Genomic DNA, 18,658 nt, shown 5'->3' with positions numbered 1-18,658 from the left:
CCGTCTTTACCAGCATAGCCCTAGCTTTAGCGCTAATCAATTTTTTAATTAATAAGATGTAAATTAAAAAAATCACCGGTTCATTCAACCAATTGCTAACAGCGAATCAACAAGCTGGGATCATTTTAAATTGTGAACGCGACCACCAAACTTGCCTTGCTGGTCGCCATCATTTTCCTCAGCTCACCTGCTGCGCGCGAGGTCCGTGGCGTGCTAGTGCACGTTGGGAATGGATACGCGCTCCCACATTGAACGACACCGCTCAGTGCCACATAAGTGGTACGAAAAAAAGATTATCATCCGCCCCCTATCAAGGGTCAGACAACAATCGTTTGTTTACTCAGTCTCACTGGCCTTAGGTTTTAAGTAAGCGGCTAGGCCCCAACAGACTAGCCCTAAGACGGTCGTTGCCACCAGCAAACGCAAGCTTTCTAGATTCAGCCCCCGTACGGACCAAGGATGGTAAGTTTGCATCATAGTCGGCACCGTGGCGGCCTGCGCTAACTCGCACCCGGTCAGCCAACCCGTAAAACTCGCAATGATGATTGCCAACACGCGGCAACGTGTTAACGATCTGATTCCGTCGTACTTGACTTGTAACTGATAGCGTGTTTTCATCGAAAAATCACTTCCTCGTGAATTCGCGACCTCGCGGCAATTTGATTAGCCTGAATATAACACGTGAGCATCGTGCCCCCCAACCGTCAAGTACCATTCACAAAGTATCTTTACAGTAAGTAACTGTCATCACGCCGCTTTACATTGTGAATGTAATCGTCGTCCCCCGGGTCATCACGGGCTGCTCGGGTGCTGGTAACATTCCCGCTTGACCAGCTTTAAGCCGCTGAGCTGCTAAGTGCGTAACGGCCGCATACTGAGTCGTTGTGATTGGCACCGAGCAGATTAGCTTTGTTCGTGACTGCTCAAATTGATACCACTGTGCGGCACGTAATGGCACTGGATGCCGCTGTAAATCCCCCACATGAATTTTAAACGTTGATTGACGGGTCACAATTGGGGCTGGTAGCCAGACCCACCGTGTTATTGCTTGTCCCATCTCACCACCACCGTTTCGAATTTGTTACCGTTATTATAGCATAGCAAAACGGACCGCTACGCCCCATTAAGGGCATCCAACGGTCCGAAAATTCAATGTTGTTTTTTGTAGCCTGATTTTTCTAAACGTTTAACTTGATTTTGTAAATGATCGACCTTCGTCGTCAACGTGTCAATTTTAATCAGTAGTTGTCGCAGCTCGTCATCATGCTGTGGTTCCTCGATCGTGACATTCTGACTGGCTTGCGTTGTGAAGAAGTCAGTAATCGTACTCGTTAACAAACCAATAAAACCAATCCCACCGAACATCAGCCCGACCGCGATCACTTTGCCAACGGCAGTATGGGGCGTATCGTCACCATAACCCACGGTAGTCGCCGTTGTGATGGCCCACCACAGTGAATCTGACAGGCTTTGATGCTCGAAAACGGAAAAGAGCAACGCACTAAGAACAATAATCGCAATACTAATTGAAAACAGGTAGATAAACCCGGTGCTATAGATAAAGCGGTGAAAATCGTGCGTCCACTTACCATCCAGTCCGAGCTTCCAGAACAAATGGTGATATTGGACCATCCGTGCCAAACGCCCAAGTCGAAAGAGTGCAAACACCGGGTGCATGGGAATAATCCCCATCAAATCGAACGCTGAATGAATGAGAAAAGTCTTCCGATCTCGAGAACGAATTAGGCGCACAAAGTAGTCCACCGCAAACATGACTAATAAGCCGTTACTGATGCGGGTTTCAACGTGCCAATCACCGATATGAAACGATAATAGGATCACGTTAACTGCTGACCAGAGTGTCAAAAGTGTGACAATTAAGTGATACACCGCAATTCTTCGTTGCTGTCGCTGTTCTGTTTCCATCCTGCTTACCCCTATTTTATAAACTGGTAATAATATAGTCCACTTTCATAAAAATAACCACGATAAGTGCGAAAAATTAAGTGAGCTTTACTAATTCGTTACAACCAAGTCCCTAAAACAAATAGCACTGGGTATAGAATGAAGAACAGCGAGGCACTCTTGACCGTCGTAATAAACGTCTTCTTTTTATCTTGCACCTCAAAGAACGGGCGCATACCTTGCCACATAATTGGTAGTAAGAGTACGACCCAAATCGTAACAATGGGTGCTAGTCCCAGTAAGACGTTCACGAGCGGCCAAATGCCACCAATAACTAAAAACGCTTGAATCAGCCGTACCGAACCTGGTTTACCAAGGTAGTAGGCCAAGGTGTAGCGATGATTCAAAATATCTTCATCACGGTCCGCTGTGTTATTAGCCAGTTGTAGGCAAAAGAAAATCAGGGTCAGTGGTAAACATAGTAAGAAAGTCGTTCCAACGATCGACCAAGTCAACGGATGCTGTCCATACGTCGATACGACCACACAGGTCAATTCAATTAAAAATGCAATTGCTAACGCCACGACCGTCTCACACAGCGGGGTCGCGTTGATTGGATAGGGCCCAGCTGTGTAAAAAATACCAATCACATAGCCAACTAATCCAAGGACGAGCACTAACCACCCAGTCCGCATGACAAGCCAGATTCCGGGAATCAATGAAATCAGGTACAATCCCAATGCTAAGCGGCCGACACCCGCTACGGGTAACTGCAAGCGACCAATCGGATTCGTCTTCTGCGCATAGCCTTCCCGATCACGAGCATGCCGATAATCATAATAATTATCAGAAACATTGACGGCTAAATCAAAAATAAATACGCTAACTAAACACAGCGTCACGTTAAGCCAATTCACCGTACCTAAGTGATACTGCGCAATGGCGCTTCCGAGAACAAACCACATGATATTAAGTGGTGCCGTATAAATTTCTGTCAGCTCATAGAATACTGGCCAAGTTAGCCATTTTTTAAACATTTTAACAACTCCCCCACCGGTTATTTAAATCGTTAATTATCTATTGGGACCTTATTGACCATCGTCACCGTCGAAGACTTTAACTATCAAATTTTAACAAACTTCACGCCTAACGCAAGCAAAGCGGATAGATTTAACAAAAAAATTAGGGCCAGTATGCAACCGGTCACTTGGAAATCCCACGCCACATGCTGGCACCCCTGCTAGCCATCTTCAGACCAGCGTAATGACTTCATAGCAGCCATTAACATCCTTCAATGATAAGTATACCGTAACTAATAAATTCATACTGCCCATTTTAGCACTGATCCTAGTCAAACGTTGCCACAAGCCCTTCGACGACAGCAGCAGACCTAAAAAAGCATTTCAAGAGCCTAACTCTTGAAATGCTTTTGGGTGACTAATCTACTTGGTTTTCTCCGGCACTGAGAGTGGGAGGTCCAGCCGTGTTAAGTCAGCATAGCTTTCACGCTGCACAACAAGTTGACTATGTCCCTGTTCACAAAAAACAACGGCAGGTCGTGGATTCCGATTGTAGTTGCTAGCCATCGAATAACCGTATGCACCGGTATCTAGGACCGCTAACACGTCGCCTGGTGCAGTGGCCGGTAATTGCTGATTCCAGATCAACATATCACCTGACTCACAGTATTTACCAGCAATCGAGGCTACCTGTTCAGCTGGTAAGGCCGGATTCTTGGCTAATACCGCTTCATACTTGGCCTGATATAAAGCTGGCCGAATATTATCACCCATACCTCCGTCAACAGACAAATACTTCCGAATGCCCGGAATATCCTTCTCATCGCCAATCGTATACAGGGTCATCCCAGCGGTAGCGACTAACGAGCGTCCAGGCTCGATCCAGATTTCTAACATTGGAACTTGTTGGGCTGCAGTTTGCGCGCGCGTTTCCTTAATAATTGCATCGACAAAATCGGTTGGCTGCAGCGGATGATCTTCGGCAGTGTACTTCACGCCAAAACCACCCCCCACATTCATGATCTGTGGGTAAAAATCAAGTTCGCGTTGCCAGCGAGCAAACTCACTAACGAGCTTATCAACAATCATCTCAAAACCATTCACTTCAAAAATCTGTGACCCAATGTGACAATGAATCCCAACCAGTTTCAAATATGGTGCGGCTTGCGCGGCTTTGATAGCCTGGTCTGCTTGCCCACTGTCCAAATCAAATCCAAACTTAGAATCGGCCTGACCAGTTGAAATGTAATCATGCGTATGCGCTGAGATCCCTGGGGCAATCCGCAACATAATCGTGGTCGGCTGTTGCCGTTGCGTCGTCAACGTCGTCAGTTGTCGTAGTTCACCGAAATTATCGACCACGATGGTACCAACACCGGCATCTAAGGCCATGGTTAGCTCGGCCAGTGACTTGTTATTACCGTGAAACGAGACGGCGGCCATTGGGAAATCTGCTTGTTGGGCGGTATACAATTCACCACCAGAAACCACATCACAATGAATGTGTTCTTGGGCGATCAATTGATACATCGCGACCGTTGCAAACGCCTTACTAGCATAACTGATTTGATAGTCCACGTGGTTTTCTTCAAAAACTTGCTTGAATGCTGCGATTTCGGCACGAATTGCACCGGTATCATAGACATACAGCGGTGTTTGATATTTTTTTGCAAGGGTCAATGTATCGACGCCCCCGACCATTAAATGGTGCGCCGAATTTAATGCATCCGTCTTAATTTGTTCGTTCACAGTTTAACCTACCTTCTAAACTTTTAAAAAAAGCCGGCCACGTCATATTCGACCGGTCCGGCAATGAACAACCTATTCTGCTTCTTCGTCGCTCTTTAAGACACCACCAACACTATAGCGATTTTTCTGCATCTCACTTAAAATCACGTGAATGTGTTCTGCTGGTGCACCGGTATTCTTGCTGACCACGTCAGTAACATCTTTCACCAAGTTTTTAAGTTGTTCTTGTGAACGACCAGCAATTAGATCAATGTGTACGATTGGCATGAGGCCACGCTCCTATCTTAATTCACTATTTTCGAATGTTTTAATCTTACTTTAATCTTTTCTATTTTGCAAGCCACGACGTTGTTGATTTAACGGTTCTTTTCTAATGCCCAGCACGCTGACCAATTAAGGCTACCTTGCAAAACTAATCAGAAGCACAAACCGAAAACCCCCATTGATGACTAAACATGCTAAAATTAATTTAACAAAAATGATTATGCCACGATACCGCCATTGACTGCTCGTACCGTGGAGAAAGAAGGCCCCATATGTTGACTCATCAGTTTAATCCTTATTCCGCCTGCACTAGTATCCTAGTGGGTAAAAATGCCAGCGCGGATGGTTCGACCATGATTGGCCGTAATGAAGATTCACGCGCCGCTTGGGCGAAAAAAATGATTATCCACGCGCACCGCGAATTCGAAGAACCACAGACCTTCAAGTCTCAGGATCAAACTCATCCCTTTACCATGACCCTGCCAAAGATTCGTGCGAAATACACAGCCACCCCTGAATGGACTGCCGAATATGGCCTGTTCGAGGAGGATGGCATTAACGAGTACGGCGTGGCAATGAGTGCTACTGAAAGTGCTTACTGTAATACACGCGTACTGGCTGCTGACCCGTATGTTAAGGACGGCATCGGTGAAGAAGCAATGGTCACTGTCACCTTACCGTACATTCATTCTGCTCGTGAAGGCGTTGAACGTCTCGGGCATATTATTGAAGAACACGGCACCTACGAAACTAACGGGATTCTCTTTAGTGATGTCAACGAAGTTTGGTACATGGAAACTGGTGCTGGTCATTACTGGGTCGCACAACGAATCCCGGATGATGCCTATGCAGTCGTTGCTAACCAGCTTGCAATCCAAGAAATCGACTTTAGTGACCATGACAATTATCTTTATGCTAAAGACATTCGTAATTTTGTATTAGACAATCAGTTAGCTTCAATGGACAATGGACTGAATTTCCGGGAAGTCTTCGGTACGGCCGACCTTTCTGATCGATATTACAACACGCCTCGCGTTTGGTATGGTCAAAGATGCTTTACACCAAGTGTCACCCAGACGCCTGAGTCGTTTGACTTACCGTTCATTCAACGGGCGGATGGCTTAATTCATATTGACCAAGTCCAAGGCTACTTAGCGTCCCATTATCAAGGCACACCGTTTGATCCCGTCGGCCAGGGCACTGCTACGGAGAAACATCAGTATCGGCCCATCAGTCTCGCCAAGACGCAAGAATCACACGTCTTACAATTGCGACCGGACCTTCCCGTCACGCTGAGTGGGATTCACTGGCTGGCGATGGGTGTAGCCGCTGAAAGTGTCTACGTTCCATTCTATGCCGGTGCTACGACCACTCCAGCAGCTTATCAAGTTGCTACAGAAAAATACGATGCTACCTCAGCATACTGGATTTTCAAGCACGTCGGTATCCTAGTCGACGCCCACTACCATGAACTACACGGGGAATTACAAACAGTACAAAAGGAATTGGCGATTCAACTTGGTCACCACATTATTGTCACGGATCAGCAAGTTGCCGCTTTGACTGGCGACGAACTCGCTATGGCACTGACCAAAGCCAATCAAAAAGCCGCTGACCAGGCCTTGAACACAATGCAAGCTCTCGCCGCTGACCTGATAACTAAAAGCACCGATATGTCACCGTTGAATTACGATACTGATTTAAACCTATAAATCACACCCCCTATCCGTTTTTGAGGGTAACCATTATTAATGTGCCACGGCTTTCGGACTGGTCAAAATGCGCTTAGTTCCGTTACTATCCAAATAAAACTCGGTGCACGCCGTTAGCCTGGCAATGGTGTATTTTTTCTTAGAAACCATCAGCATGATTATTTCTAAGGGAGGTTACCATTGATGACCACGTTAAAGTATCTACGCCATAGTATCTTAATTGCGTGTTTTTTAAACTTGATTTTTGCCCTGACTCATTGGGCCGGCATTGCCAGCGACCATCTGTTGATCGCTACAAATTACGGGCTCAGCGCCCTGATTATTTTAATGGTTTTGTTGAACACGATCGTTTTGACACATCATCCGACAATCATGCTCCCCCAGCGACAACAAATTTGGCTGATCAACTTTGCTGCCCTACTGATTGCCTTTCTGACCGAGTGGTTATGAGCATTGTGCATATTGGTTGCGTTTTGTCATCACTTATCGCAAACTAAGGTTAATTCTTATATTAGGAGGCGCTTTTTATGAGTGATGTTAACAAGAAGTTCGATAGCAAGAAGGACCAGTTGAGCGGCAAGGCCAAAGAAGTCGAAGGTAAAGTAACCGGGGACCGTGCACGTGAAGCCCAGGGCAAAACACAATCCTTAATGGGCAAAGCTAAGGACAAATTAGCTGACGCAGAAGAAACTGTTAAGGGCGTCGTGGATGAAGCTAAGGATAAAATGAAGAAGAAATCTGACGATTAAAATTTGTCGTGGGCACGGCGCAAACGGATGGTGATCAAAATCACCATCCGTTTTTTTATGATTACGCCACTTCAAATGAGAGCCCCCATCGGCGCACACAAAAACAACTTCGAGTAAGCTAGTACCTCGAAGTCACCTGTGGGGCTTGTTTAGGGTGATGTTTAACATTTTTTGATGCCGAGCGTAACAGCCAGGCTGTCAATTGGCACTGTTCAATTGTGTTTTGACCGTCGAACCCGTGCCCACTGAACCACGAACATCATTATCAGAACGACGGCAATTGCACCGATTGCGGCTGGTATCACAGTCATTCCGGCTAACTCAGGCCCCATCGGCCCCAGCACACCTTCACCAATGAGTGCCCCAAGAACGCCAGCAATAATGTGACCGATCCAACCCCGCGATTGACTGGGGCTCATGATAGCACCTGCAAAAGCACCAACCGCCGCGCCAACAATCATTACCCATAACCAATGCATGCTGTCATCCCCTTTTTAGCGGCGGTGTTTGAACTGCCGCACTTCTCGAAACACAGTCAATCCTAATTGCCCAATTGCAATCAATAGTGACAATTTACCCCAAAAACCAGGGGTCTGTCGTTTAATTTTAGCCATTACGGACACCTCCATCTTTTGATAACGCTAACAAGTGCTACTTCAACAAATCCTTTTATGCCTAATCACAATTACTGCGGCTGAAGCGCCTGGGCAGCAACGGTTCCGATCACAATAAGTATCATCGCCCCGCTCACGACTGGCAACAACGTCATTCCAGCAACTGTTGGCCCGAACCATCCAAAAGACAGCTGGCCACCAAGTGCACCGAATAAGCCTGCGATTAAATTAATTGTCGTTTGACGCCGACCATGTGCGCCTACCGCATTTGCAACGATACCTATTGTTAGTCCTAATATCGCAACACCTATCCATCCCATTGTGAACACGCTCCATCCCGATATTGTGTGATTAAAATTATCATAACTATAATATTTATATTGAGCAATCAAAATGCTCATTGACCCGACTAATTCAGTAATGATGCATATCATTTCCAGTCAAACTAGTGTTCAAGCTATACTGAGACTATCAAAAGCTTACTAAATAAGCGATGAATAAACTTAATTTTTTAATCAAGAGGTGATTGTCATGGCAACAACTTACGGCATTTTCTATAACGGACAAGCGGGTAATGGGCAAGCGGCAACCGTCGCCCATCAAACCGCGCAAGCGCTATCGAACCACGGCATTGAGTCTCAATTACTGACAACACCAGGAATCCCCCGGGCAATTGCGTTAATTAAGCAAACGCTTCCTCAACTGTCAGCACTAATTGTTATTGGTGGAGATGGCACACTGAACGTTGCAATGACAGCCCTAATCCAAGCTGAAGCACATATTCGTATCGGCGTTATTCCCATGGGAACGGTTAATAATTTTGCCACCCGCTACCAGTTACCAACTGACCCCCAAGCGGCCATCGAACTAATTTGTACTCAGCCGGCGACCCAAGCAGTCGGCATGCTAGTTTGTAATCAACGCCGGGCAGTCGTGAGTTCACTGACATTCGGTAATTTGGCTGACATTTCCAATGAAGTTCGACAATCTGAGAAGCAGCGATTCGGTAAATTAAGCTATCTTTACCGTGCTATTCGCCATATTGGTCACAATAAGTCACTGCCAATTCGATATCAATTCAAACACGAAGGAAGCCACACCTTAAAAACATGGTTCTGTTTGATTACAACGACCAAATCAGTCGGTGGACACGTCTATAGCGCGTCTGCTCCAGGAAAAATGCATATTAGTCTACTTAACAACATTGGCTGGCGGCAAGTAATTCCATATTTTTGGTTCGCACTAACGGGGAACTTGCAAAACTCCAAGGCCATTACACAGCTAACGGCAACCAGTGCACGAATTACGAGTGCAACTGGTCAAGCCGTGACGACACGTATTGACGGCGACCCAGCGGTTAAACTACCAATTGAATTGACCTATTTGACGGACCGCTTCGAATTGATCGTACCAGCAGTCATCGAATAACGACGTATTTTTTATTAATATAATCAACATATTGATTGCGTACTATTAACTTTTTGATTATAGTTAAACATAGTTATTAATTAATCCCAATTAACACAGGGAAAAAATAATAATGTTCACATCATAACTTTATTGGGGGGATTACGATGGCATCTGCTTATCGCAAATTTTGGGACAATCTTTTAAACTTTTCGGGTACAGCAACACGCTCTGAGTACTGGTGGCCCGTTATCATTAACTACATTCTTGGTGGTATTATCATTGCAATTATTCAGATGATTATGGGACACCCCATCGAGGATATTTACAATTGGAGCGATCTGAGTGTTAATACGATGAGTAAACTCATCGCATTAATCGTTTGGTTAGGAACACTCTCGTTGAAGTTTCGGCGATTGCATGACAGTGATCACACTGCATGGTGGATTTTAATTGACTTAGTTCCAATAATTGGGACCATTTGGTTCTTCATCTTAATGGTGTTGCCGTCACGCTCAAATCGTTGGCAATAATTTAACTAGGCGCAACTTTTATTGGCTAAGCGGCCCATAATGGTTGCGCCTTTTGTGACTGAGCGCTGGCAGTTAATCATATTAATAGACGCACTAATTATGTGAATGTTATCATTAATATAATAAATAACATCATTTCATTTAGGAGGTCCTGAGGATGTATCAAAATATTCTAGTCCCGCTTGATGGCTCTGATAATGCCTACATGGCTTTAAAACACGCGGTCAAACTAGCCCAGACGTTTAAATCTAAATTATTTCTGGTCAATGTTATTGATATTACACGCCTGAATGCGTATAGTCCTGCAGCTTACGGGGGAACGCTATATACAAACCTTCTAAAAGTCGCAAAAGATAATAGTCAGGACATTCTGGATCGTGGTCAGCAAATGGCTTCGGCAGCACAAGTCGAATCCCTACCAATTCAAGTTAATAGTTCACCAAAAGCTAGCATTGCAACTGATATTCCCCAAAAATATGCAATTGATCTAATCGTCATGGGCAAATCCGGCACCAACGCGGTTTCTCGAATTTTGCTAGGCTCAACAACCGCGTACGTCGTACAAAAAGCGGAAGTCAACGTGACAGTCATTAACACAATTGACGACCCTGATTAGACGACTAATAGAAGGAAGGAAAAATCAATGATCAAAGAACGCCCTAAATTCAATTGGCTTCATCTGCTCATTTTCATTGTGGTCGTCGAAGCAATCGGTGGTCTGTCGGCATGGCTCGCGGGAGACATTAAGGCCGTTTACAATGGGCTCAACTTGCCAGTACTATCACCACCAGATGGCCTCTTTGGCATCGTTTGGCCGATCCTATATGCGCTGATTGCGATTGCTGGTTACTTAGTTTTCCAGCAGGCTACGACACACCGTGACCGCCTCATGGATGCCACCCTGTTTGGTATCCAGCTGTTACTAAACTTTATTTGGAGCATCATCTTTTTCAACCAGTCGGCTTATTGGTGGGGCTTAGTCATTATCATTGTGCTTGATTTAGTCGTCTTACTTTGCATATTACAGTTCTATCGCAGTAGTCGGCTAGCCGCAATTTTGATGGTCCCCTACTTGGTCTGGATCTGTTTTGCAACTTATTTGACATTAGGCGTCGCATTATTAAATTAAATATAATCGCAAATCAAATAACGGTCCCATCAGTCATTGTTACTGATGGGACCGTTATCTTATTGTATTAAAGTTTTAACGCGGCTTAACTGGTGTTGTCACCGCCAGGGCCCCGTGTATCGGCACTGATTACCAATCAACTATTTAAAGCGTTCTACGTTGCCGTTTTCTTGAACGATACGGCACAGCGTAATCTTGTGGCGCATCTTCCGGACTGGCACTCGTCCAATGGCCACTACCCTTTTTAGCTGGGCGGGCATCATCTTTGAGACACGTAAACCGTGAGCCGTGTTTATCCTGGATAATAAAAATTCGACTAAATTCGTTGATGGTATCGACTACCGTACAATCCGTATGCTTGATGTTGAACACATCCGTATAAACTTTACTCATTATTGTCCACCCCCTAGGAATTAGTATTTAACATTGTTAATATACCGCGTCTTGAATGACAAATCCATAAATATACATCTGCTGGTTATTATTACTAAAAAATGATAATCGTACAGGTCACTGATACCCCGATATACCGCCTAATTCGTTTAAATTTTCGCCCGCATCAATCGGCCTTGATAAATGAGTAATTAATCAGATGCAGTTGCATAATTGATACCTGTTTTCATTGTAAAATCCTGGTCTCGTACGATATAATCAGAATATTCTTTTTGTAAGATTATTACAGTAAGATGGTGACGACTAGTCGCTTCAATGCTTTGGCGGCTTTATCGGCATCACCGAGTAGGTTATCAGTCCGCAAGCACGAACAACAGGGGGAGTATTCAATGAAAGTCATTAATGTCGCACTACACGTCAAGCCTGAGTTAACCACTCAGTATGAAGCCTTTATTCATGAGCTAGTGGTCAATTCATCACAAGAACCCGGCAACGGTTTCTACGGCCACTTCAAACAACTAGGTCATGACCATGACTACGAGATTATTGAGCACTGGCAAGACCAAGCCGCCGTGGATTTCCATAATAAAACACCGCACTTCCAGAACTTTCTCGCTCATATCAACGAGTATCTAATAACTGAGCCTGAAATTACCCGGATGGATCACTAACGACTTGGTACTGTAGTCACATGAGCGCAACTGACAGTCACCTATTGAATCACAAATTTGAGCCACCTTGGTTCAACTAACTTGCATTGAGGGGATGCTCCTGCGCGTACTCCTTAATGCTAAAATGCCAGCTGCCAAGCTGTAATCGCAAATCTGATTCCCGGCATCCGCTTAATTATTACCACTAATTTACAATAGCAACCTGTTCTTCACTAATCAGTAAAGACCGGTCATCGCCATTCGCTTCTATGAATCCTTAAAGCACATTTAAAAAGGTCTTACTAGCCAATAAACGCCAGTAAGACCTTTACGATATCTCAAAGACAACTTTTATAGTCTAAAATCACCTCAAAGTAAATTTAGGCCTCATCTAATTACTGTACGTCAATATCTGAGACTTGATAGAACGCATTACCAGTATCCGCTATATTCCAAACACTGAGTAACACTTGATAGCCTTTTTCATTAGCAGAAATATTGACTTGATGGGTTACAAATTCACTAGGGATGGCACCATTGTCATTATAACTAGCTATCTTCTTGAAATCACTAAACTTAAGTGGTGCGTTTGGATTCCAGCCAGGCTTGGTAATATAGTAATCCCAAGTACTAGTTTTATGACGAGCAGTTAACTGCCAAGTCACACTAAGATTGCCGGCCTTCACAGGTGTCTTATACCACCGTTTGGCATTTTGCTCGTCCAGTGGTGCAAAGTTAGCAATACCGGCACTGGCAATTTTGCCATCAATAAATGTATTTTGGGGCGCTTCAATACTCTGTGGTTCATACATAACCGAACCAATATTGGTATTCAAAGGCCCACCTGGATACCAAGTACTCCCCAGATAAGCTCTGCCACCCGGGTTCGTCACAAAGCCATGTGCTGAAACTTGAATCACGCCACAACCTAAAAACGCGATCATCATACCAACTATAATAAATAAGTACCGTAATACATGATTCTTCTTGGTGCTCAACATAAGATCCCCTCCTCAATTGTCACTATAACGCCCTGACAACATGATAGCCACCAAGATGCACAGAGGCCCGAAATCTTTTCTATGCCTATCGATTCCAGCCTAATACTGAACAAGTCTGGAATGGTTGCCCTTGTCTATCATTCCAGATCCATAATAAAAAATCCCTCATGTTTTTATGAGGGATCAATGAAACTACATGTTTATTGTGGAGCTATATTTCGATACGACTACCGCAGAACCGACAAGATCAATCATAAATATAATGGCGAGTCATCGGAAGGCCAGTTCCACTCGGCGCTTTCACTAATAGATATTGAATAACATCGATATTTCCGGCCTCAAAAGCAGCTGCACATGCCTGTAAATATAATTGCCACATGCGGTCAAATCGTTCCCCATAATTCTTGACGACCTGTTGTTCGACCTGCTGATAATTGTGATACCAGATTTCTAACGTCTTTTGGTAATGGCGCCGCAAGGGTTCAATGTCTGAAAATTGTAACTTAGCAGCCATAATATGTTTGAGATTCTCAGCAACATTTGGGATATAGCCCCCTGGGAAAATATATTGGTTAATAAATGGATCAACGCCGGCACCTTCATGTTGACCTGTAATGCCATGAATTAAAGCTCGACCTCCTGGAACTAAGAACGCTTGAATTTTATTAAAGTACAACCCTAGATTTTCTTTACCAACATGTTCAAACATACCTACCGAGGTGACATAATCAAATTGGCCAGTGACTTCTCGATAGTCCTTTAACTGCACATGCACTTTTTCCTCCAAATGACGTTGCTTGATTTGCGCTTGTGTATAATCATACTGTTCTTGACTTAAAGTAATACCCGTTGCATCTAACCCAAACTCATCCGCGGCCATAAATAATAATGTTCCCCAACCACTCCCAACATCCAATAATCTTTTACCAGGCTGGGTTGCCAGCTTATTTAAAATATGTCTCACTTTATTGAGTTGTGCCTGTTTTAAAGTATCATCGTCATGTTCAAAGTACGCACAAGAGTAGGTCATGGTATCATCTAACCATAGTTTATAAAAATCATTGCCGATATCATAATGACTTTGAATATCTTTTGTACTGCTTTTTTCGGAATGTGATATTTTTGGCAAGTGTTTCAAAAATGAATTATGTGTCAAAAAACTGTCTTTTTGGCGGTAAGCAGAGGCAATTAATTCCTGAATGCTCCCGTCTACTTCAATATCCCCATTCATGTATGCTTCACCTAAAACCAATGTTGGCTGATTAGTTAATAGCTTAATTGGGATTTCTTTATTTAATCGAACTTTAACAGCTGGCATGCCGGTACCATACCGTTCAATTTGCCCATCCCAATAAGTGACTTCAATAGTAATATCGAACGCTTTACTAAATAAGTTTTTATAAATGATTTTGTCTAGCATAACAGTCTCCTATATAATGTTTTGTGTATGAAACATTATATACCTGAATTTGATTTTCTGGAAGATTGATTGTCTTTATTTCACTGAACCTGTATTGAACCGCAAACGGTATTTCTAATAATAGCAATGATTGTCAGTTTTATTTATACTGAAAATTATGCTGTTCATAATATTTATATTGATAATCTTAAACTACTAATGTTAAATTCAGAATGACCTATTTTTTAAATACCAAGAACTAAGGTCTGTTGCCAAACATCGAGATTGTTCAGCATCAATATTTACTGCAGTCATTACATCTAAATTGCTTAAACTAAATGGAGGGATTACAAATGGATTTCATTATCGCAATTGGCGGCCTCGTCACTGGCATTGGCCTCATCATCAATGTCTTTAACACCCGGATCAAGTATGGCTGGTTCACTCACTATCAGAGCAAAAGTCGGCCACTTAATTATGTTAGTTTATTATTAATCATAATAGGGTTAATTATTATTATTGGCAAAGCCTATCTAAACGGACAACTAAATTAACATAAAAACTAAATTGCTGATGCAGTACAGTATTCATTTGTATGTTAGCCTATATAGTAGTAACGTGAAGTCTATATCATTTATAACTAATTCATTTATTCAAACTAAACACTACACTGGGGGATTCAATGATGAAACAGCAACAGAAATTAGCGCGTTTAACAACTGTTAATCAGCTTTTAGAACAGCTAAACACTTCAGTTCCAATTGAAAAAGTTGAAATCAGAAAATTAATTAGCCAAGCCTACGCAACTATCAACCAACCAGATTCAGTTACTAAGCGTTATCAACAAATACCCGACGCAATCAATGAATTAATCGGTCAACTTCAAGTGATGGCTGTCGCTAAAAAATACCATTTCTCATCTGAACAAGATCAGTTAATTGCCAACTTAACAACTTCTACAAATAAAATGTTTGCCCACGGTTGGTATGGCCTAATTGCCATGAGCGGTGTTGGAAAGTAACCCTAGCAATTCATAAAGAGTGTTCCAGCTACGATTTGACCCATTGAAGGCATCCCCAAAAGGAGCATCTTTTTAAAAGATTAGCGGGTCATGATGTCAATTTTTGTTACTGTTTGAACTTAACTGTAGTATAAAAGGCGCTCATTTGCTGAGCGCCTTTTATGTTACTGCTACAACTTTGATTGTTGTTGTATCAACGTTCCTACTTGACTTCCGAAGTATTCACAATTGGCTGAGTACCTGCCCAGAAATAATGGTGACCATCTAGCCTTTTTCTATTACTAGGTTTTACTGCCTTTACAAGGCACCCTAAACAGGCTCTTTTTACAATTTTGGATTGATTGTTTTTCTATTTCAACATGATTTCTTCACCACAAAATAAAAATGAAATACGAGTCAACTTGCATAACTGATAGATGTCGGACCTCACCCGGCAGAAATTTCTCTTTTTTCTTGATTTTCTACTACCCGAGAACTATCCGTCTATGCCCACATCTAAACCGCGTGGATATTTTGAAATTATTCATCGACTTTACACGTCATAACGTGTAAAGTGATTGATGTACTAAAGAGGAGGTGATTAAATTTCCCCGTCATATGAAAAAGAAGCCCATTCATATCAAGTTAGAATTTGCGGTTCACTTGATAATCATAGACTTCAAAATTTCGATTGATTGGTAATTCTTTCACGGAGGGCGCTCGCCCGCCCTCTTTATTACACTTTTATTATAGCAAAGGAGTGAGCAAAATGAAACTCATCAACATCCATCGCAAACATATTAATGTGGAACTTGAACTGAATTTGCGTGACTGGAAAGATGCAATACTTTGGGGATTGTTGGCTGTAATCGTGATTGTTACTATCTATTGGGTGGTGAAATTATAATGGGTGAAAAACTAAGTGAGGCACGCATTAAGGCTAATAAAAAATGGGACGAGAAAAATAAGGAAAGAAAAAAATACATTGTCAAACGTTCTACGGCTAAAGGCTTCATTCGAGACTATGCTACTGATGATGATCTGACAGAATTACTTACGCTTATCTCGGATAGACATAATTTTTTACATAAAAAAATTAAAGATAACAACAAATAGCTACACATTGATTAAATGGAGAAATTAATGGTTCTTGATTAATAGGTTCAAGTGCTGCTATGATCTCATTAATTGTTACCTAGTTAAAGTTGGCCTCTTTGAGAAAACCAACATAACCATCAATTAAAAGAGTCATTAGCAACCTACATACATAAATGGCATGATACCATGTCATTTATACATGTAGGCAGTTATCGTGGCCGAATACAATAAACACCACGTTGGCTTAACTGTTAAGGTTTCAGCGTCTAAAATCAGCGATAGTATATCTCTAACACTCATGATAAGTCACTATCAGAGATGAGATAAGAGTAGCTCTTTAAGGAGGGAGAAATTTGCCATTATTGGGATTGGCAGTGTTAGTTGAGTTTATCTTACTCACATATGTCATTAAGATTCAAAAAAGAATTATGAACTATACCAGATCGGACGAGCTATATTTTTGGGGACTTTTTCTAAGAAAGAACGACTCCCGTCGCAAAATTAGGCAGCTCAAGAAAAAAGTTCTTCAAACGTATCGTAGAAGTTCCCTAAAAAACGAACTACTCTTCTGGTTAGAATTTACAGTTGCTAAATGTTGTTTTTATGGTTCACTTATATGGAGCTTTTACGTAATTGCTTTCGGAAATAGCAGAACCCCATTCTGGCCAGCCATTATAGGCTTTATAATGGCAATTCCACCTGCAATAGCACTTCCCCAACAACTGTATGATTTTTGGAGACAACAACCTATTTGGCATGAGCATCCCATTGAAAAACAAGCTTTTCTACTACCAAACGAACAGGACCACAAAGATTTAGTTAGGTACCATTTGAAATCCTATTCCGCATTGTTCGTAATGGCAATTATAGGATTTCTAGTATAGGAATCTGAGCGTTAAAAAAGACAAGGTGAGAAACTAATTTTGGTTTCTCATCTTGTTCATTTTTCATCTAAATTTTTCTTTAACCTATACTTTATTATTTGTTAAGAAATTTGTAGCAAGCGCTAAAAATGTTGCGGCAACACCCGTAACAGGCGATGAACTAGCAACTACAACTCCGATTGAAATAACTGCGGCCATCACAAACATAGCTCTTACTGTTTTCTCAAGTGATTCTGCAGGATCATAGGTAGGCCAGTTTTCAAAGTCGCTTTTATTGAAAGTAACATTAATTTCAATTGTTATGGTCTCACTTAATGAGCCTTTTTCGACTTGATAGACATAATATTTCAACTTAAAGTTAAACTCACCGTTCTTGATATCACCAATTTCTAACTCAAAATTTTCTTTTTTTCAGTGAAGTTGAAAGCAAAATAAATAGTTTGTCAAAAAAGGCGACAGCATGAAATGTTGAAAACTGAAGAAGCCTCCAAAAATGCGATAGTAATGCCATTCTTTGCCGCTCTAAATTACAATGTCTTTGATCCTATTTAATTCGTTCCTGAATACACAACAGATTTTGGTAGTAAAAAGCGTTGGCAATTTATGGCTTATCAAGGCATGGATACTGGAACCGGTAAGCAAAAACCAGTACACCGGCAAGGATTTAAACCAAGCGAGCAGCCCAAGATGCTGCTAAGCTAATTGAGGCCGAAGCTGTGGCTAACAACCGATTATCGAATAGCAAGGCCAACATGACACTGGGCGAGTATCTGATGTACTGGATCGATAACTTAAAAGTAAATGTAAAGGTGGATACCATTCAAATCCATCGTCGGAATATCAGATTCTACATCAATCCCCGAATTGGTGATTACCAGCTTAAAGATTATTCGTTTAATGTTCATCAGAAATTTATCAATAACCTTTTCATGGAAGAAGGAGCTGGACGTTCTAAACATGGATATGGTTGGAACACAGTCCAGTCCATCAATCAGACGCTCTCAAACGCCCTAGAGAAAGCTGTACGCTTAGATTACATCAAAGTTAACCCTACTCGACATGTAGAATTCAATCGCAAGTATCGTCACGAGGTTAGAAAAATGCGCTATTTCACTAAGGAACAAACCGATAAATTTTTATAGGCCGCTCAGT

Annotated in this window: 26 protein-coding genes; 14 read left to right on the top strand and 12 right to left on the bottom strand. The window is 42.3% G+C overall.

Going from position 1 to position 18,658, the window contains the following annotated elements:
• Positions 1–336: 336 nt before the first annotated feature.
• From MZO41_RS02010 to thmT, 6 genes are all read right to left on the bottom strand, one after another.
• Positions 337–618, bottom strand: a complete 282-nt coding sequence (locus MZO41_RS02010; protein ID WP_003640455.1) for a hypothetical protein — start codon at positions 616–618, stop codon at positions 337–339.
• 139 nt (positions 619–757) lie between these two features.
• Positions 758–1,057 carry a hypothetical protein gene (locus MZO41_RS02005; protein ID WP_003640454.1) on the bottom strand — a complete coding sequence of 100 codons (300 nt, stop codon included), beginning with the start codon at positions 1,055–1,057 and terminating at the stop codon, positions 758–760.
• 92 nt (positions 1,058–1,149) lie between these two features.
• Positions 1,150–1,926 carry a potassium channel family protein gene (locus MZO41_RS02000; RefSeq protein WP_003640453.1) on the bottom strand — a complete coding sequence of 259 codons (777 nt, stop codon included), beginning with the start codon at positions 1,924–1,926 and terminating at the stop codon, positions 1,150–1,152.
• Positions 1,927–2,024: 98 nt separating this feature from the next.
• On the bottom strand, positions 2,025–2,942 hold the full coding sequence (locus tag MZO41_RS01995; RefSeq protein WP_003640452.1) for a prenyltransferase: 918 nt from the start codon (positions 2,940–2,942) through the stop codon (positions 2,025–2,027).
• A 405-nt stretch (positions 2,943–3,347) separates the two neighbouring features.
• The gene (lysA, locus tag MZO41_RS01990) at positions 3,348–4,673 is read right to left on the bottom strand and encodes a diaminopimelate decarboxylase (RefSeq protein ID WP_003640451.1); all 1,326 of its coding nucleotides are present in this window, start codon (positions 4,671–4,673) and stop codon (positions 3,348–3,350) included.
• A 72-nt stretch (positions 4,674–4,745) separates the two neighbouring features.
• Complete coding sequence (gene thmT, locus MZO41_RS01985) at positions 4,746–4,940, bottom strand: 2-hydroxymuconate tautomerase (protein WP_003640450.1); 195 nt, start codon at positions 4,938–4,940, stop codon at positions 4,746–4,748.
• A 269-nt stretch (positions 4,941–5,209) separates the two neighbouring features.
• On the opposite strand from thmT, the gene MZO41_RS01980 reads away from it, so the two are divergent.
• From MZO41_RS01980 to MZO41_RS01970, 3 genes are all read left to right on the top strand, one after another.
• Entirely contained in the window at positions 5,210–6,649 is a 1,440-nt protein-coding gene (locus MZO41_RS01980; protein ID WP_003640449.1) for a C69 family dipeptidase, read from the top strand.
• A 183-nt stretch (positions 6,650–6,832) separates the two neighbouring features.
• Positions 6,833–7,099 carry a hypothetical protein gene (locus MZO41_RS01975; RefSeq protein ID WP_003640448.1) on the top strand — a complete coding sequence of 89 codons (267 nt, stop codon included), beginning with the start codon at positions 6,833–6,835 and terminating at the stop codon, positions 7,097–7,099.
• A gap of 77 nt (positions 7,100–7,176) precedes the next feature.
• Positions 7,177–7,398: a CsbD family protein gene (locus MZO41_RS01970; protein ID WP_003640447.1), complete on the top strand. Its 222-nt coding sequence runs from the start codon at positions 7,177–7,179 to the stop codon at positions 7,396–7,398.
• Between the two features lie 212 nt (positions 7,399–7,610).
• Here MZO41_RS01970 and MZO41_RS01965 read toward each other — a convergent pair whose 3' ends face one another.
• Both MZO41_RS01965 and MZO41_RS01960 read right to left on the bottom strand, forming a co-directional pair.
• Positions 7,611–7,877: a GlsB/YeaQ/YmgE family stress response membrane protein gene (locus MZO41_RS01965; protein WP_003640446.1), complete on the bottom strand. Its 267-nt coding sequence runs from the start codon at positions 7,875–7,877 to the stop codon at positions 7,611–7,613.
• A gap of 206 nt (positions 7,878–8,083) precedes the next feature.
• Positions 8,084–8,332: a hypothetical protein gene (locus MZO41_RS01960; protein ID WP_003644348.1), complete on the bottom strand. Its 249-nt coding sequence runs from the start codon at positions 8,330–8,332 to the stop codon at positions 8,084–8,086.
• Between the two features lie 211 nt (positions 8,333–8,543).
• Between MZO41_RS01960 and MZO41_RS01955 the strand changes: the two genes are divergently transcribed.
• From MZO41_RS01955 to MZO41_RS01940, 4 genes are all read left to right on the top strand, one after another.
• Entirely contained in the window at positions 8,544–9,440 is an 897-nt protein-coding gene (locus MZO41_RS01955; RefSeq protein ID WP_003640443.1) for a diacylglycerol/lipid kinase family protein, read from the top strand.
• Between the two features lie 146 nt (positions 9,441–9,586).
• Complete coding sequence (locus MZO41_RS01950; protein WP_003640442.1) at positions 9,587–9,952, top strand: DUF805 domain-containing protein; 366 nt, start codon at positions 9,587–9,589, stop codon at positions 9,950–9,952.
• Between the two features lie 157 nt (positions 9,953–10,109).
• A complete protein-coding gene (locus MZO41_RS01945; protein WP_003640441.1) occupies positions 10,110–10,568 on the top strand; it encodes a universal stress protein in 459 nt (152 codons plus the stop codon).
• A 27-nt stretch (positions 10,569–10,595) separates the two neighbouring features.
• Entirely contained in the window at positions 10,596–11,081 is a 486-nt protein-coding gene (locus tag MZO41_RS01940; RefSeq protein ID WP_003640440.1) for a TspO/MBR family protein, read from the top strand.
• Between the two features lie 144 nt (positions 11,082–11,225).
• Here MZO41_RS01940 and MZO41_RS01935 read toward each other — a convergent pair whose 3' ends face one another.
• Positions 11,226–11,474 carry a hypothetical protein gene (locus tag MZO41_RS01935; protein WP_003640439.1) on the bottom strand — a complete coding sequence of 83 codons (249 nt, stop codon included), beginning with the start codon at positions 11,472–11,474 and terminating at the stop codon, positions 11,226–11,228.
• 389 nt (positions 11,475–11,863) lie between these two features.
• On the opposite strand from MZO41_RS01935, the gene MZO41_RS01930 reads away from it, so the two are divergent.
• Positions 11,864–12,145, top strand: a complete 282-nt coding sequence (locus tag MZO41_RS01930) for a putative quinol monooxygenase (protein ID WP_003644343.1) — start codon at positions 11,864–11,866, stop codon at positions 12,143–12,145.
• A 374-nt stretch (positions 12,146–12,519) separates the two neighbouring features.
• On the opposite strand, the gene MZO41_RS01925 is transcribed toward MZO41_RS01930, so the two are convergent.
• The gene (locus tag MZO41_RS01925; RefSeq protein WP_003640437.1) at positions 12,520–13,125 is read right to left on the bottom strand and encodes a lytic polysaccharide monooxygenase; all 606 of its coding nucleotides are present in this window, start codon (positions 13,123–13,125) and stop codon (positions 12,520–12,522) included.
• 247 nt (positions 13,126–13,372) lie between these two features.
• Positions 13,373–14,545, bottom strand: a complete 1,173-nt coding sequence (locus MZO41_RS01920) for an SAM-dependent methyltransferase (RefSeq protein WP_003640436.1) — start codon at positions 14,543–14,545, stop codon at positions 13,373–13,375.
• Between the two features lie 332 nt (positions 14,546–14,877).
• Between MZO41_RS01920 and MZO41_RS01915 the strand changes: the two genes are divergently transcribed.
• From MZO41_RS01915 to MZO41_RS01895, 5 genes are all read left to right on the top strand, one after another.
• Positions 14,878–15,078 (top strand): hypothetical protein, encoded by a 201-nt coding sequence (locus tag MZO41_RS01915; protein WP_022638002.1) that lies wholly within the window; start codon positions 14,878–14,880, stop codon positions 15,076–15,078.
• Between the two features lie 128 nt (positions 15,079–15,206).
• Positions 15,207–15,545 (top strand): hypothetical protein, encoded by a 339-nt coding sequence (locus tag MZO41_RS01910; protein ID WP_003644342.1) that lies wholly within the window; start codon positions 15,207–15,209, stop codon positions 15,543–15,545.
• 748 nt (positions 15,546–16,293) lie between these two features.
• Positions 16,294–16,431, top strand: a complete 138-nt coding sequence (locus tag MZO41_RS01905) for a hypothetical protein (protein WP_003640433.1) — start codon at positions 16,294–16,296, stop codon at positions 16,429–16,431.
• Positions 16,431–16,640, top strand: coding sequence for a hypothetical protein (locus tag MZO41_RS01900; RefSeq protein WP_003640432.1), 210 nt, complete (start codon positions 16,431–16,433; stop codon positions 16,638–16,640). Before MZO41_RS01905 ends, MZO41_RS01900 begins: the two co-directional genes overlap by 1 nt.
• A 335-nt stretch (positions 16,641–16,975) precedes the next feature.
• Positions 16,976–17,506 (top strand): hypothetical protein, encoded by a 531-nt coding sequence (locus tag MZO41_RS01895; protein ID WP_119724043.1) that lies wholly within the window; start codon positions 16,976–16,978, stop codon positions 17,504–17,506.
• Positions 17,507–17,590: 84 nt separating this feature from the next.
• Here MZO41_RS01895 and MZO41_RS01890 read toward each other — a convergent pair whose 3' ends face one another.
• Positions 17,591–17,857, bottom strand: coding sequence for a hypothetical protein (locus MZO41_RS01890; protein ID WP_003640430.1), 267 nt, complete (start codon positions 17,855–17,857; stop codon positions 17,591–17,593).
• Positions 17,858–18,222: 365 nt separating this feature from the next.
• On the opposite strand from MZO41_RS01890, the gene MZO41_RS01885 reads away from it, so the two are divergent.
• Positions 18,223–18,648, top strand: a complete 426-nt coding sequence (locus MZO41_RS01885) for a tyrosine-type recombinase/integrase (RefSeq protein ID WP_022638004.1) — start codon at positions 18,223–18,225, stop codon at positions 18,646–18,648.
• Positions 18,649–18,658: the final 10 nt, after the last annotated feature.

Origin of the sequence: Lactiplantibacillus sp. C232 (genome assembly GCF_023806725.1) — a bacterium.
In the GTDB taxonomy this organism is placed as follows: domain Bacteria; phylum Bacillota; class Bacilli; order Lactobacillales; family Lactobacillaceae; genus Lactiplantibacillus; species Lactiplantibacillus plantarum.
This window is presented reverse-complemented; position numbering and strand designations above follow the sequence as displayed.